Raw genomic sequence first — 15,979 nt, 5'->3', positions numbered from 1 at the left:
ACTCTACTATTTTGATTTGTCCGATTATGATCAAGTTGGGAGATTTGAGTAAAATCAAAAACATTATGAAAACATACGTTCTCTTATTTATGCTTTTATGTATTAGTATAATTAATGCCCAAACAGGAACTGTTAAAGGTTTAGTAATCGATAAACAATCCGAAAATCCATTAGTTGGAGCAACCATAGAATTGTTAAATACAGATAATACTAATGGTGTAATTACGGATATCGATGGATATTTTATCTTACAGAAAGTCCCATTAGGTAGACAAGTAATTCGTGTAAGTTATATCGGTTTTGAATCTATTACACTACCTAATATTGTAATTACATCGGGTAAAGATGCAGTTGTTAATGTAGCTCTGATTGAAGCTTTCGATCGGTTAGATGAGGTGATAATAACCTCAGATACTAATAAAGCAAGATCGATTAATAAATTAACATCGGTATCGGCAAGACAATTTAGTTTAGAAGAGGTAACTCGTTTCTCTGGAGGTAGGAGTGATGTAGGTAGGTTAGCTGCAAACTTTGCAGGAGTATCAGCTCCTGATGACAGTAGGAATGATGTTGTTATTCGTGGTAATTCTCCAACAGGATTACTCTGGCGATTAGAAGGAGTTCCGATTCCAAGTCCTAATCATTATAGTACCTTAGGAACTACTGGGGGACCAGTTTCTGCATTAAATCCGAATCTGTTAAAAAATTCTGATTTTATTACGTCTGCGTTTCCAGCGGAATATGGCAATACAATTGGAGGAGTTTTTGATCTTGGTTTTAGAAAAGGAAATAAAGATGATTATGAATATACCGCTCAAGTAGGAATTTTTACAGGAATAGAAGTAATGGCAGAAGGTCCTGTAGGGAAGAATAATGGTTCTTTTTTAGTTGCAGGAAGATATTCATTGGTTGGTTTATTAGGAGTTGGAGCAGGGGGGACTTCTGCAGCTCCTAACTATAGTGATGTGTCTTTCAATCTTGATTTAGGAAAAAGTAAATTAGGTAATCTTTCATTGTTCGGTATCATAGGTTTTTCTGATATTGATTTTCTTGGAGATGATATAGATGAGGATGATCTGTTCGCAGCAGAAGATGAGAATTCATTTGTAGAATCTAGATTTGGTGTGATAGGCTTAAAACATCAAATTAGGATTACCAATAAATCATATCTAAAGACTATTCTGTCTGGATCATTTACAGCAAATGATTTTGTTGCAGATCGATTTATAGATAAGGAGACTCCGCAAGAAAGAGTTATTCGATATACAGAAGCTGATAATGCAGAAAATAGATTTACTTTTTCAACTCTTTATAACGTTAAACTTAGTAGTAAAAGTACTATAAGGACTGGAGTGTTATTAGAAAATATTGGTGTAGAATCTTTGTTTCGTGATAGAACGGAACAACCTGATATTAATAATGATGGAGATCCAGATGTATTCGTATTTAGGGATATTGACGAAAGTCTCACGATTACGCAACCTTATGTTCAAGGACAATTTAGACTAACAGAAAAACTAACATTAAATGCAGGAGTTCACGGACAATATAGCTCGCTTAATGAACAATTTGTATTGGAACCAAGAGCAGGACTTAATTATAAAATAGCGCAAAGTCATCGGTTGAGCTTTGGGTATGGTTTGCATCATCAACCTGTTCCATTACCTCTCTTATTTCTAAATGAAGAAGTGAATCAGGAGTTGGTGCAGACCAATAAAAACCTTGATTTTGTTCGGAGTAATCATTTTGTGTTAGGATATGATGCGAAACTAGGTATTAGTTGGAGAAGTAAAGTAGAGGTATATTACCAAAATATAGATAACGCAGCGGTAGAATCTTTTCCTTCTAGTTATTCTTCCTTGACCGAAGGTGCAGACTTTGGGTTTGATAATGATAGGGTTTCATTGACGAATGAAGGAAAAGGAGTTAATCAAGGGGTTGAATTAACTCTAGAACGATTTTTTAGTAAAGGATATTATGGATTATTAACAACTTCTTTATTCGAAAGTAAATATGAAGGTAGTGATGGAGTAGAACGTAATACACCATTTAATAACGGATATGTAATCAACCTGTTGGCAGGTAAAGAGTTTGCTATGGGGAAAACTAAAAAAGATGTACTTTTTTTTGATACAAGACTTACTTTTTCAGGGGGGAGGTACTATACTCCCGTGGATCTAACAGCATCACAAGCAGCCGGTTTTGAAGTGCTACAGGAGGGTGTTGCATTTAGCGAACAAAATGATGGATACTTTAGGTGGGATGTGAAATTTGGGTATAAAATCAATAGTCGTAAAAAGAAACGTTCTCATCAGTTTTATTTGGATTTACAGAATGTAACTGCTAATGAGAATCTTTTTGCTCGACGTTATAACAGATTGACAAATAATATAGATGAAGTGAATCAGATAGGGTTTTTTCCAGATTTTGGGTATAGATTTGAATTTTAACATAAATAATTGGAAATGAATGCAATGAGAACACCTTTATTAACGTTGTCTCTTATTAGCAACTTGGCTTTCTGGGGGATACGGACAAGGAGATAATAATGAAGGTAAGAAAGGATTTATGGATAGTCAATTGTATGATATCGCATATTTAATTCAGTTTAGAGACTGTGTGAATGCTAATGTTTCTGAAGCTCCTATTGCTTGGCACCTGGATCATAGCCTAAAGGTTATTAATAAAATACACGATGTGCTTAAAAGTTCTGATTCTACCGTTTATGAAAAACGTTTCAACCTAGTTCGTAGCTTCTCATTTACGTTTGGTTTTATACCTAGAGGAAGAGGGGAATCTCCAGGATCCGTATTACCTCCAAACGATATAAAAACCGAAGATATACTATCTCAATTAGAAATTGCCAGAGAAAATCTTTCAGAATTATCGAGTTTGGAACTCAATGCAAATTTTATTCATCCTGTTTTTGGTCAACTAAACAAAAAACAGGCTAAGCGTTTTTTAAAAATACATACGAAACATCATTTAAAAATCATACAAGATATTTTACGTAAGGAATAAAGTTGAAATTTAAAAAATAACTAAACTAGTTTTTTACGATTTTCTACTTCGATAGCTCTTTTGTAAAATTCTCGAAATTCTTCTTTGGTATATTTTGCTCGCATTGCGGAAAGCACATCAAATAACGATAAACTGCACCAATCCCAAAGCATAGTATCAAAATTATATGTGTACATCTGTTTTTCAACTTCTTTTCTTATGGTGTCAATTTCAATTTTGCTGAAACCATTTTCCAGAAGCCTCGATGTAATCTGTTGGTTATTTTCTTCTGTAAATTCCGTATCGAGATAAGGTTCTAAAATCCAATCCCAATTCCAGCTATAGTCGCATAAAGGGATTTTATTTCTTTCAACAAAACTTTTCAATTGGTCTTTTTTCTCTGCTGATACAAAAATGATGTCATCTTTTACTTTAACTCGTAAAGCTCCAGAATCTAAACAAATAGAATCAATTTCGACTGCTTTAATTAACTTTTCTGGATATGCTATTGAAGGCTCGAAGGGATAGTTAGCTATTAATATTATGTTTTCACGAATTTCAGAATCGCCAATTACGCAAAGTAAATTATTAAATTTACTTTTTGAACTGTAGGATTTGAATATGTTTTTCAAAAAGTTCACAAAGTACAATAGATTTTGATCGTTTGATAATACTCCTAAAAGTATTAATGACTCATGCGGTTTATTCTACCATTAAAAATAGTGATTATTTTTATATAATATTCCTGATGGTTCTTACTAATTATTAGCTTTTGTAGAAGATTTTTATGATTGAAATAATAAGACTTATTTTAATACAGCTTGAAGCTAATAATATATTTTTTATTAGCTTAATTTATTTAGTAGCCTGTGTTTAGTTATTTCTTATTCCAATTTTTCGTTAATTCTTTTTCTGAATGATTTGTAGCTATATCTGATAATATAATATATCATTTTTTTATAGCTGATTTGATATTTGTATAAGGCGTTTCTTTTGTTAATGAAACTAACTTTTTGTTTAAGTCAATTTTTTGTCATATCAAGTAAATAATAACTGTTCTAAAACAAAATGGTTATGTGTTTTATAATACTTCATCAGGTATGAGAATCATGGTTGCAATATAGTAGCTATCCAGTCTTTTCCGTTTAACTGAAAAAGAGTTCTTTTATGAAACCTGCTTTTTTCGAATTCCATGCATTCTATTTTAATTGGTTGAATGGCGTAACCACCCCAATTTTTAGGTTTAATAATATCTTTGTTTTTGTATAAAGTTTCAGCTTCAGTAAACTGTTTTTTTAAAATATCAATGCTTTCAATAGAAGCTCCCTGTTTGCTGATCAGGGATATAATTTTAGAATCTTTATTTCTTTCATTAAAATAAGTATCAGCTTCTGTGTCTGATATTTTAATGGCATTTCCTTGAATACGTATTTGCTTCTCTGTTGTTTCCCACCAAAAAGTCAATGAGACTTTGGATGATTTTTCTAATTCTAATCCTTTTCTGGATTGTAGCGACCCAGTAATAATAAACGCATCATCTTTTACTTCTTTTAAAGATACAAATCGAGCATTGGGGTACCCATCTAATCCATTGGAAGAAAAACAGCAAGCTGAAGGTATGTTTGCTTTACTTTTCTCAAGCTCATCAGTATACCATTTTTTAAATAATTGAAACGGATTCATCCTCATTTGTTCTCCTGATAGTATTGATTAATTTTTTGTATGCTTTTTTCCTTTTCTTGATCGGATAACCAACTTGCTTTAAAACTATTTTTAACCAGAGTTGTGATTTGTTCTTTAGAAAGATTTAAAGCTTGAGCAATCCCGAGATAGTTTTCGTTCATATATCCGCCAAAATATGCTGGATCATCAGAATTAACGGTTACCAATAAATTTTTATCCATCATTTTAGCAATCGGATGATCTTTTAAATCTGGTACTACTTTTAATTCTAGATTGGATAAAGGGCATAAGGTGAGTGGTATTTGTTTGTCAGCTAGTTTGTTAACTAGTTTTTCATCATCCAGGCAGCGATTACCGTGATCAATTCTAGTAATTTTCAGTAAATCTAGGGCTTCCCAAATATACTCGGCAGGACCTTCTTCTCCTGCATGTGCCACGGTTAAAAAACCTTCTTCAATTGATTTTTCGAATACTCTTTGGAATTTAGATGGAGGGTTGCCGACCTCAGAAGAATCTAAGCCAACTGCGCTTATCCAATCTCGGTAAGGTAATGATTGTTCTAATGTTTTAAAAGCAGAAGCTTCATCCAGATGTCTCAGGAAAGACATAATTAATTTATAGGTGATACCTAGTTTTTCTTTTCCATCTTCTAATGCAGTACGAATTCCTTTGATCACTGTGTCAAAAGAAATACCGCGATCTGTATGTGTTTGTGGATCAAAAAAGATCTCTACATGTACCACATTTTGCTCATGTACTTTAGTAAGATATGCCCAAGTAAGGTCATAAAAGTCTTGTTCTGTGATGAGTACATTGGCTCCTGCATAGTAGATATCCAGAAATTCTTGAAGGTTATTAAACTTATAAGCATTTTTTAATTCTGAAACCGAGTCGTATGGAATCTTCTTTTGGTTTCGTTTAGCAATCTCAAACATCAATTCAGGTTCAAAAGTTCCTTCGATATGTAAGTGGAGTTCTGTTTTAGGGATTTTTTTTATGAATTGTTCTATTGAAGTCATATTCATTATGAATTAGTGTGTTAGCGTCACTGCAACACAAGATTAAACTATTGATGAAACTCTGGTTGAGATGACGTATATATATTGTTTTAAAAATTTACTATACTTTCTGATCCTGAACCTTAGCTTGTAACATTTTAATTTCATCTCGTAATCTTGCTGCGGTCATAAAGTCCAGCTCTTTTGCGGATTTTTCCATTTCTTTACGGACATTACGGATACGAGTTTCTAATTGATCCTTTGTATAATATGCGGTTTCTTCTTCTGCAGCTTTTAAAGTAGGGGCGTTTTCAAATTGATAGGGTTCTACTTTCTTACCGGCTAGCGCATTATCTAACGATTTCTTAATAGCGGTAGGGGTGATTCCATGCTTGGTATTATAAGCAATTTGCTTTTCACGCCGATAATTGGTTTGATCAATTGTTAACTGCATGCTTTTTGTAATTTTGTCAGCATACAGGATTGCTAGTCCATTCACATTTCTTGCAGCTCTACCGATAGTTTGAGTAAGAGATCTATTGTTACGTAAGAATCCTTCTTTATCTGCATCCAAAATAGCAACCAATGATACTTCTGGAAGATCCAATCCTTCTCTAAGAAGATTTACTCCAATCAATACATCAAAAAGTCCTTTTCGTAAATCTTGCATAATTTCTACACGCTCTAAAGTGTCTACATCACTATGAATATATCTACATCGAATATCAATTCTGGTTAGGTATTTAGTGAGTTCTTCTGCCATTCGTTTGGTCAATGTAGTAACTAAGATACGTTCGTCTTTTTCGATTCGTTTATGCATTTCTTCAATCAAATCATCGATTTGATTAAGGCTTGGTCGTACTTCTATTATAGGATCTAATAATCCAGTTGGTCTTATAATCTGTTCAACATAAGTTCCTTCACTTTTTTGCAATTCATAATCTGCAGGTGTGGCACTGATATAGATTATCTGATTCTGAAGAGCTTCGAATTCTTCGAATTTTAAAGGTCTATTATCCATTGCTGCAGGAAGCCTGAATCCATACTCCACTAGGTTTTCTTTTCTGGATCTGTCACCTCCATACATTGCATGTGTTTGTGGGACGGTTACATGGCTTTCATCTATGATCATTAAATAATCATCAGGAAAGTAATCTAACAGACAGAAAGGCCTTGTGCCGGGATCTCTACCGTCAAGATAACGGGAGTAATTTTCTATTCCTGAGCAATACCCTAGTTCTTTGATCATTTCTAGATCAAAATTGGTACGTTCTTCTAGGCGTTTAGCTTCCAGAAATTTTCCTATTTCTTTGAAGTATTCTACCTGTTTTCCTAAATCCAAAGCGATTTGATCGATAGCTCCGTGTAATATATCCGGAGAGGTGACGAACATATTGGCAGGGTAAATATTCAGGCGATCATATTTTTCTAAAATTTCATTGGTCTGTACATCAAAAGCTTCTATTTCTTCGATTTCATCGCCAAAAAAGTGTACCCTAAATGCATCATCCGCATAACTTGGGTAAATATCCACAGTATCTCCTTTGATTCTGAAATTACCGTGATTAAATTCTGCTTCAGTTCTGGAATACAAACTTTGTACTAATTTATGCAGTAATGCTGTTCTGGAAACAAACTGACCTTGTTCTATAGATATAACATTTTTTTGAAATTCAACAGGGTTTCCAATACCATATAAACAGGAAACTGATGCAACAACAAGTACATCTCTACGTCCTGAAAGTAGGGAAGAAGTAGCACTTAATCTTAATTTTTCAATCTCATCATTAATCGACAAATCTTTTTCTATATAAGTTCCAGTTGTAGGAATATATGCTTCTGGTTGATAATAGTCATAGTAGGAAACAAAATATTCTATAGCGTTCTCAGGAAAGAATTGCTTAAACTCAGAATATAATTGAGCGGCTAAGGTTTTATTATGGGCTAGTACTAATGTTGGACGCTGGACTTGGGAAATAACATTCGCTGCAGTAAATGTTTTACCTGATCCGGTAACTCCTAAAAGTGTTTGATATCTTTCTCCAGCTTCCATAGCATTGACAAGCTGCTTTATGGCTGCAGGTTGGTCTCCTGTAGGTTTAAAATCTGACTTGAGTTCGAACTTCATTGTATTCTCTTTCTTTTTCTGAATAAAGATACAGAATACTACTATGATTTTTAAAACTGAATAGAAGTTTTAGGGAAAGTTTATCGTATCAGAGAAAAACTTCCTTTACGTATTCTACCATCACCTAATTTTACGTGGAACCAATATTCGCTAGAAGGCATTAATCTTCCTCCATATGTTCCATCCCACCCATTTCCTGAAGGGATTAACTGTTTAATTAGTTTACCACTGCGATCAAAAATATAAATGATAGAATTGCCAAGTACTTGTGACGATATTCCTTCTACATTCCAGGTTTCGTGAAAACCATCCCCATTAGGTGTAAAATATTTAGGAAATCCTACAACAGAAATACCCTCAGTAGCTTCCGGTCCACATCCATTTTTATCTCTTACATATATCGTATGAAATCCTGGAGGCACATTTGTAAACGTAGGACTATCTTGATAGGTTCTTATATTGCCACCATTATATGCTATTGCATATTCGTAATCACCAGATCCATTTACGTTTATTGTAACAGTATTATTATCCGAAGTATCATTGATTTCAATATCAGTAATAGTTGCTGGAGAAGAAGTTGTTACGGTTACTGTTCTGTCTTTAGAACAATTTGTTAATTGATTTGTAACCGTTACGGTATACATTCCTTCCTGAGTAATGTTGATGTTTTCTGTAGTTTCTCCACTTGGCGACCAGAGATAATTAAAATTGTTCGGATTGCCTGATTCTAGTCCCGAGTCAATAATAACGTTAGCACCTTCACATAAAAATGCTTCATCTAGCTCTTCAATATCTGGTAAAGGGTTGACAAAAAGTGCAACTTGATTGATACCAAAACATTGATTTAGATTGTCTTCTACTCTGGCATAGACTATGTCTTGACCTTGGGTTCCGGCCGTAATATTGATGTAGAAAGTGATTGGATCAGTCTCGCTAAGAGCATTTTCATTAGTTTCATAATAAGAAACGGCAAGATTTGGACTGGCGATTCCCAGAAGCACCTGCGCATTTGCTTGTGTAAGATCAAATTCTCTAAACCCATCTTCTGTACCGTCATCATCACATTGATTTAAAACTGCATCACTAGCAGATGTAGTACTTACTAAAAGATCTAGTGTCGAAATTCTATAACATCTTGTTAGATCATCTATTACTCGAACAAAGAGTTGTTGATTAGCTGCCGTATTTTGATATGTGTTTGTATTTGATATGGCAGGAGTTCCTGCATCAGCTGAGGCCATATCTTCAAAAAATAAAACTGAACGATCGCCTGCGCCTCCAGTGATTTGATTTGTAGCTTCATTAAGATTGAATAATGTTATACCATCATTGGTGTTCATATATTCATCACATTGAGCTAAGGAAGTATCATTGGCAACGGGTAATAAATTAATAGTCACAGAAATCTCTACTATGTCAAAACAACTAATGCTTAGATTATTTTCTAATCTGGCATATACGACACTAATTGTATTTGATAGCACTGCATTCGTAGGATCTGGAATTGAATTTGTGTTATTCTGCGCATCTATTAAAGTAGTATGGTAACTAATAACATAGTCAGCAACATTTTGACCGTTATAAATGTCACTATTTGCCGAAGTTAAATCATATGTTATTATGCCATTAGTGTCATCGCCATCATCTGCATTATCACAAGAAACTATTGGACTGGTTGCAAAAGCAGTTGGAGTATTAAAAACCTCAATTTGAAAACTAGTTGTATCGTAACAATTGATGTTGCCTATGTTTTCAATTCTGGCAACAATAGTTTGAGGATTGTTTTCGGTAGTGAAATTTTGAGGCAATACGTTGGCATCAGCATTAGCATCTGCCAGAGATCTGAAATAACGCACCTGAAACTGATTAGGATCTTGAGTACCTAAAATTGTAGCATCATATAGTGATATGTCTAGATCTGATATTCCATCATTATTGTCATCACAAATGATTTGATTTGTAGGAGTATTGTCTACTACAGGGACCTCAAAAAAAGTAACGTTAGCAACTCCTATCAAAGGACAACTACCATCATTAAGGTCAACTTCTAATCTATAGTTTCCAGTAGTGGTTACATCCAGAAAAAAAGAACTGCTAGTAATCTGAATATCATCAATAAACCAGGTATATGTTGCAGTCGCAATATCTTGATATTCTAATCTATACATATCTCCTTCACAAAGTATAAGATTTACATTGTTAGGATTTCCGCTATTAATAATATCAATAGTTTGTGCAAAAATAGATTGAATAAATGGGGGTAATCCTATCCTAGAGCTTCTTATTCCATCTATATTTACAAATACTCCTCTATCGGTGTAATTAATATTCGCTGCTGACTCTTCAGGGTTTTCAATAACTCCAAGGTAGTTTCCGGTGTTAGAATTAAAATCAAACAGTGCTCTATAAATTTTTCCGTCAGGTCCAAGTTGTAGTGCCCCCGCACTAAAAGAGGATGTATCTTGTCCGTTTTCGTTTAGAATTCTTGTTCCGCTAGCGGCAATTTGATTTTCTGGTAATGTAAGGTCAAATTGCATTAAAAATCCATTTCCTTGTCCACCAATTCCTAAACCTACTGTAGTATATAGACGTTCTCCACTTTGTGAAAATTCTATTCCATAAGGCGCATCACCATCATACAATTCTATTTCATTACTAACTATTCCTGTACTATTATCAAAATTATAAAATAATACTTTTCCTGGTCCATCTCCACTGGTTACATTAGTTAATCCAAAATGTACTACAGCTAATTTATCTCCTTCTGGAGAAGCTTTTAGGTATCCTAAGGCATTCCGTCTATAACCTGAAATAGGAACTGTCACCCCAACTTGTGATGTTACGGGAGTGGTATTCACACCTGTTTGGTCTACACTAAATGCATAATAGGTATCAATAAAATGGGTAATGACCCAAAATGCATCACAATCATCACTTTTTACGGCTGTGATTTTTTCAGAACATTTATAAGAACTTTCAGCATTATCTGATATGTTATAAGTTATCAGTGAGATATTTTTTTCACTAGCGACAACATCTCCCAGTCCACCATTTAAAGTCATATCTACAACCGAATAGGTGAATCCATTGTTAAACCCATCATCTTGATTGGCTGGAAACCCAGTATTTTGATTAGGGTACGTAGCTGCATTTTCGTGATGAGGTTCATCTACCGCAAAAATGAAATATCTATTTGGTATATTAGGTTGAGGCACAATCAAAGCACTCGAGGTACTAGATGGATCTCCTAATAAACCAGTACCTCCATTATAATTAGCATTAGGCATAACCCGACCATTTCGATCCCAGGCAGTTCTTCCATCTGTGTAAAAAAGTAATTGACCTGTAGCATCAGAAATAGTTGTGCACCCTTCTAGTGTGTTTATATTTCCATCTGTAAGTGGAGTAGGAGGTGTGGTGCTAAAATTTATTCCTGCATTTTGTCCAAAATACCAGTTATTAGCTTCTCCTTGCGCAAATAATGAAGAGCCTACTAAAAGGAATAGGATGATCGATATGTATTTCATGAGTTAAGTTGAATAACCCAAAGATATTATAAATCTCTCTTTTTTAGAAGATAATATGAAAGTCTCACAAATATTGCTGTCCAAACTAATACGATTAATATCTCATACCAGTGAACGGCATAATCTCGTTGGAAGTTTTCTCCCAGTTGATTCGCTGCTGATTGTATAACATTTAATCTCGTTACTGGTTCATTAATAAGATTAGCCATACTGTCTAATGGTAAAAATGGAATAATTTTATCTACAAAATCGGAATCAAATTTCCATTTGATTAATCCCGAGAATAGCCTGAATGCACCTTCTATTAGCTGCCAAAAAATCAAAAAACCAAGAGCAAATGCAGAACGTTTAATGAGTATTCCTAAAAACATACAGAAAGAAAAGAATCCAACCAGCTTTACAAAGTAGGCAAGGATAAACTCTAAATCCGAAAATATAATCGAAACTTCGTTATAATCAGAAAAGGTAAGGCCTAATGTCAAAGATACTATAAACAAGAATAGAGTAGATACAAATGAGAAAACGATAACAGTAAGAAACTTAGAGGCTAGGAATTCTTTTTTGCTTAATCCGTCTATCAAATTTTGTTTTAGTGTTCTATTTGAATACTCATTTGCCATTATGGAAACTATAACAATAGCCAAGAATAGTTTTAACCAGGATGCAATCCAGGAATTTACGTGCCATATGTATGGAAAGTTAAAGATTCCCTGATCGGCTAATCTGAAATTAACTCCTCCAAAACCAAACTCATAAGATGCTATTAGAGAGATTAGGAGTATTAATACAAAATATGTGATAGTCAGTATTTTGGCCGACTTATTATATCGTAATTTCTGAAATTCTATATTGAGTAATCGTAGCATTGCTTTAGTTTAAATTGTTGGTTAATTGTAAAAACTGTTCTTCCAGACTTTCTTTTCGTTTTACAAGATGAGTAAGTGTGATACCAGCTTCATAAAGCTGTTTGTTCAGACTTTCTGCATCTAATTCACTATTTAAAAAAGCAATAAGTTTACCTTCTTCTTCTTTAAGATTACCAAAAATACTTTGATTAGATAACCATTTTTTAAGTACACTGTTTTGATTGCTATTTAATTCAAAGAAACCGTGACTTGCATTCATCTCATCAACCGGACCAGAATATAGTTTTATTCCTTTACGGATAATCACGACATGACTGCAGACTTTTTCTACTTCATCCAATAAGTGAGATGCTAAAAGAATGGTAGTTCCTTGAGAAGCAATTACTTTAATGATTTCTCTGATCTGATGAATCCCTTGTGGATCCAAACCATTTGTTGGTTCATCAAGAATAAGAATTTCCGGATCGTTTAGTAAAGCCGATGCAATAGCTAAACGTTGCTTCATACCAAGAGAAAACGTATTGAATTTACTATCTTTTCGATCTAAAAGACCTACAAGATCTAATTTTTCTTCAATTTTATCCGTTGGAACTTCTTTGATCTGGCATACCAGTTTTAGGTTTTGGGCGGCAGTCATATATGGATAAAAGTTAGGACGTTCAATAATAGCTCCTACTTTTTTTAGCGCCTCATGAGTGGATGTATTCCCATCAAACCAGGTAAAATCTCCGGAAGATCTATTAACTACATTGAGAACGATACCTAGAGTTGTTGATTTACCACTTCCGTTAGGTCCTAAAATACCATAAACGTTTCCCCTTTTTATAGTAAAGGAAAGATCATTAACGGCGGTTATTGGTCCGAATCTTTTGGTAAGATTCTTTAGAGTTAGAATAGTTTCCAATTGTATTTTTTTTGGCGGTTATATTAAACAAGACGACTAGTATTGGTTTTTGTTACAAAAGGAATGTGGAAAAAATGAATTTAATAAAGATTATATAGAAAAAAGACCAACTTTTTAGTTGGTCTTTTTTTGTATAGAATTGTTGTGATCGATTATTTTAAAATAATTTTTTTACTTAGTTGTCTTTGGTCCTTTAATGCGAGTGTAATTACATAAACACCGCTACTTATTGAATTCATAGTAATAGTTCCCGAAGTCCCTATATCTTCTTTTCGAAGAATCTTTCTTCCATTCATATCATAAATATCGATGCTTTCAACTTTAGAACTGGTTTCTGATATTTGATATGTTAGTGTTTTGTTGTTTGTATAAATATAATATCCTTCGGCTTCAAATTCAGGTGTAGATAGCGTAGCATCATTTTTTGCTATTTCAATAAGGAATTCACTACATAGCTTTGCGAATTTTGTAGCGTGCTCTGCGGTTCCAGATATACTAAATGTATCGTTTCTGGTATGGATATTTGGGTTATATTGAGAAAAGCTGGCTTCAAAAGGAAAAGATGCTTTATATCCTTCGCTATTCCAACTAGCATGATCAGAACAACCATAGTTACAAAAAGCAGTACTATAGGTAAGTTGATGATCACCAGATGCATTATAATGATCCATTAATTGTTTGAAAAATCCATTAAGAGTAGCATCTGTGTTGTCAGATATGAAATAAACATCATTAGCAGAACCATTATAATTTGTCATATCAAATTGTCCGACCGCAACTACATTTACGTTATTGGCTTTATAATCAGCTGCAATTTCTGCCGATCCTCGAAGTCCCACTTCTTCTGCAGCATATGCCATCACCTCAATAGTTCTTTTTGGCTGAAAACCGATTTCAAATAAAGCTCTTGTTGCTTCAGTAATCGTTGCAATACCAGATGCATCATCATCAGCTCCTGGAGCGTCATTATTTCCTTGGGAAGAAGTAGAATCTAAGTGCCCACCAACAATCACAAATTCATCAGGGAATTCAGAACCTTGAATAGTCATCACTACTGATTGCATTGGAGTACTATTATGACTAACTAATCTAACACTAACATCTGTTCTGTTATAGGTAGTAGCCATGGTTTCCCATTTAACTTTTAGGTCTTGGGCTGATTGGTTTGCTGCATTAGAAGTATGATATCTAGTTCCATAATTTTCAAGTTCCGTTATATGGTTTGCGATATTTGGGGTGTTAATAGCATCCATCGCTAAATTTACTATAGCATCTTCTGTTATAGTAAATGCCATTTTACTATGAATAGCACTTTTATTATCATCTAATAATGCTTGTTTTGCCTGCTTTTCTGAAGATTTATATATAAATCCAGGACCATGAACTAAAACGCGTCCATGTAATTTATGACTTCCTTCTTCAGAAATAAAAACAGCTGCTTCGTTTCTTCGTTTGGCAATTATTGTTATTTCATTAGGATATTCTTTTTGTAAGTCTTCAGCATCTATTAAAGCCATGGTGGCATAGAAAGATGATGACTCTTCTTGAGCAAAAGTGAGTGTAATTGTCAGTAATGAGATCATTACTATTGAGATAAAATGTTTCATTTTAAAAGATGTTGAGTTTAGAATATAAATGTAAAGATAAGTATTTGCTAGCCGAGCACATATTTACTTTCTTAAAAAGAACGTACCAATTACATATTTTGGTTAATTTTATAATCATGGAAGAAAAGTTAATGTCTAAGAAGAAACCTACCTATCCAATTAATGATAACCTGGATAGTTATTTAAAGGAATGTAATCGTAAAATTAAAATTCCAGTATTTTATGATGATTTGTTGAGGTTTTCTGGTTCCATAGTTGTGTATGACAGTAATGATCAGGATACGTTATGGATTCGCGTGTATTATGAAGAGCATGAGCGACCAGAAATAGAATCCAGTTTAAAAAAGGTGTACACGATATTACATTCTGATGGAAATGAGGATGCTATAGAATTTCTTAATATTGATGCTATTGATTACTGTACTTTTGGTAATTCAAAACCGTTTAGGATTAAAATAAGGAATATCCTGAATGATAACTACACTTACATCTATGTTAAAAAAGCTGATGCTTCTCGTATCTATGGATTAGAGTTAGAGCATATGTTTTCACCAAATAGAATTAATTTTTTAGTATATAAAAATACGTTGATAGAAGAGCATATAGCAGGAATTCCTGGCGATGTATTTATTAAGGATTTTTTACCAGATTTGAGCGATCAGGCAAAATCTCAGATAGCAAAGGAGTTTGTGAAATTCAACGAACGCTGTCAGATGCGTTTGTTAGGGGATATGCGATCTTATAATTATGTAATCATCCCAATCCATGATTTTGAACACGTAGAATATAAGATTAGAGCGATAGATTTTGATCAACAATGTTTTGAGGGTAAATTAAAAGTATATCAGCCGCAATTCTTTAAAGAGAATTTTGATATGGTAGCTATTGTTATGAATAAATTACAACCAAGCTCTATTGAACAGTACAAAAAAGAGGAGCGTTCTGTTTTGGCAAAGCGGATATTAAATTCCCGATCTCGTTATGAAACACTAATTACTTGTATGTGCAAGGATACGATTTCTACTAAAGAAAATATAGAAGAACTAAGAGAGCATTTGTACAACTTTACATTAGATTTAAAATTCAGAAGAAGTAAATCCATGGGTGAAGTCCTAAAAACTGCATTAGATTTTGTAAGGAGGAATTATGAAAATGTGAATATGAAACGGTTGTTGGAGGGATGATGAAGATAAGGAGTCGGGTGTCTGTTGCTCGATGTTAGAAGTCTGGTGTCGGGAGTCAGGAACATTGTCGCTAAGTTAG

Annotated in this window: 11 protein-coding genes; 3 read left to right on the top strand and 8 right to left on the bottom strand. The window is 33.7% G+C overall.

Annotated features, from left to right (window positions below; genetic code table 11):
* Positions 1-65: 65 nt before the first annotated feature.
* On the top strand, positions 66-2,450 hold the full coding sequence (locus Q0921_RS11870; protein WP_299257044.1) for a TonB-dependent receptor: 2,385 nt from the start codon (positions 66-68) through the stop codon (positions 2,448-2,450).
* A gap of 118 nt (positions 2,451-2,568) precedes the next feature.
* A complete protein-coding gene (locus Q0921_RS11865) occupies positions 2,569-3,021 on the top strand; it encodes a DUF1569 domain-containing protein (protein ID WP_299257042.1) in 453 nt (150 codons plus the stop codon).
* Positions 3,022-3,041: 20 nt separating this feature from the next.
* Here the strand turns inward: Q0921_RS11865 and Q0921_RS11860 are convergent, their stop codons facing one another.
* The 8 genes from Q0921_RS11860 to Q0921_RS11825 form a co-directional block, all read right to left on the bottom strand.
* Positions 3,042-3,632: a hypothetical protein gene (locus Q0921_RS11860; protein ID WP_299257040.1), complete on the bottom strand. Its 591-nt coding sequence runs from the start codon at positions 3,630-3,632 to the stop codon at positions 3,042-3,044.
* A gap of 475 nt (positions 3,633-4,107) precedes the next feature.
* Positions 4,108-4,683 (bottom strand): pyridoxal 5'-phosphate synthase, encoded by a 576-nt coding sequence (locus tag Q0921_RS11855; RefSeq protein WP_299257038.1) that lies wholly within the window; start codon positions 4,681-4,683, stop codon positions 4,108-4,110.
* A gap of 2 nt (positions 4,684-4,685) precedes the next feature.
* Positions 4,686-5,702, bottom strand: a complete 1,017-nt coding sequence (locus Q0921_RS11850) for an adenosine deaminase (RefSeq protein ID WP_299257037.1) — start codon at positions 5,700-5,702, stop codon at positions 4,686-4,688.
* Between the two features lie 100 nt (positions 5,703-5,802).
* Entirely contained in the window at positions 5,803-7,809 is a 2,007-nt protein-coding gene (gene uvrB / locus Q0921_RS11845; RefSeq protein WP_299257035.1) for an excinuclease ABC subunit UvrB, read from the bottom strand.
* A gap of 80 nt (positions 7,810-7,889) precedes the next feature.
* Positions 7,890-11,339 carry a T9SS type B sorting domain-containing protein gene (locus Q0921_RS11840; RefSeq protein ID WP_299257033.1) on the bottom strand — a complete coding sequence of 1,150 codons (3,450 nt, stop codon included), beginning with the start codon at positions 11,337-11,339 and terminating at the stop codon, positions 7,890-7,892.
* A 26-nt stretch (positions 11,340-11,365) separates the two neighbouring features.
* Positions 11,366-12,205: an ABC transporter permease gene (locus tag Q0921_RS11835; protein ID WP_299257030.1), complete on the bottom strand. Its 840-nt coding sequence runs from the start codon at positions 12,203-12,205 to the stop codon at positions 11,366-11,368.
* Positions 12,206-12,209: 4 nt separating this feature from the next.
* Positions 12,210-13,109 carry an ABC transporter ATP-binding protein gene (locus Q0921_RS11830; protein WP_299257028.1) on the bottom strand — a complete coding sequence of 300 codons (900 nt, stop codon included), beginning with the start codon at positions 13,107-13,109 and terminating at the stop codon, positions 12,210-12,212.
* 152 nt (positions 13,110-13,261) lie between these two features.
* Positions 13,262-14,716 carry a M20/M25/M40 family metallo-hydrolase gene (locus Q0921_RS11825; RefSeq protein ID WP_299257025.1) on the bottom strand — a complete coding sequence of 485 codons (1,455 nt, stop codon included), beginning with the start codon at positions 14,714-14,716 and terminating at the stop codon, positions 13,262-13,264.
* Positions 14,717-14,832: 116 nt separating this feature from the next.
* Here Q0921_RS11825 and Q0921_RS11820 point away from each other — a divergent pair, with 116 nt between their 5' ends.
* Positions 14,833-15,900 carry a hypothetical protein gene (locus tag Q0921_RS11820; RefSeq protein WP_299257023.1) on the top strand — a complete coding sequence of 356 codons (1,068 nt, stop codon included), beginning with the start codon at positions 14,833-14,835 and terminating at the stop codon, positions 15,898-15,900.
* The last annotated feature ends 79 nt before the right edge of the window (positions 15,901-15,979 follow it).

It is taken from the genome of uncultured Aquimarina sp., from assembly GCF_947496855.1.
GTDB lineage: Bacteria > Bacteroidota > Bacteroidia > Flavobacteriales > Flavobacteriaceae > Aquimarina.
The sequence above is the reverse complement of the archived record's forward strand: the minus strand, read 5'-3'. Positions and strand labels throughout refer to the sequence as shown.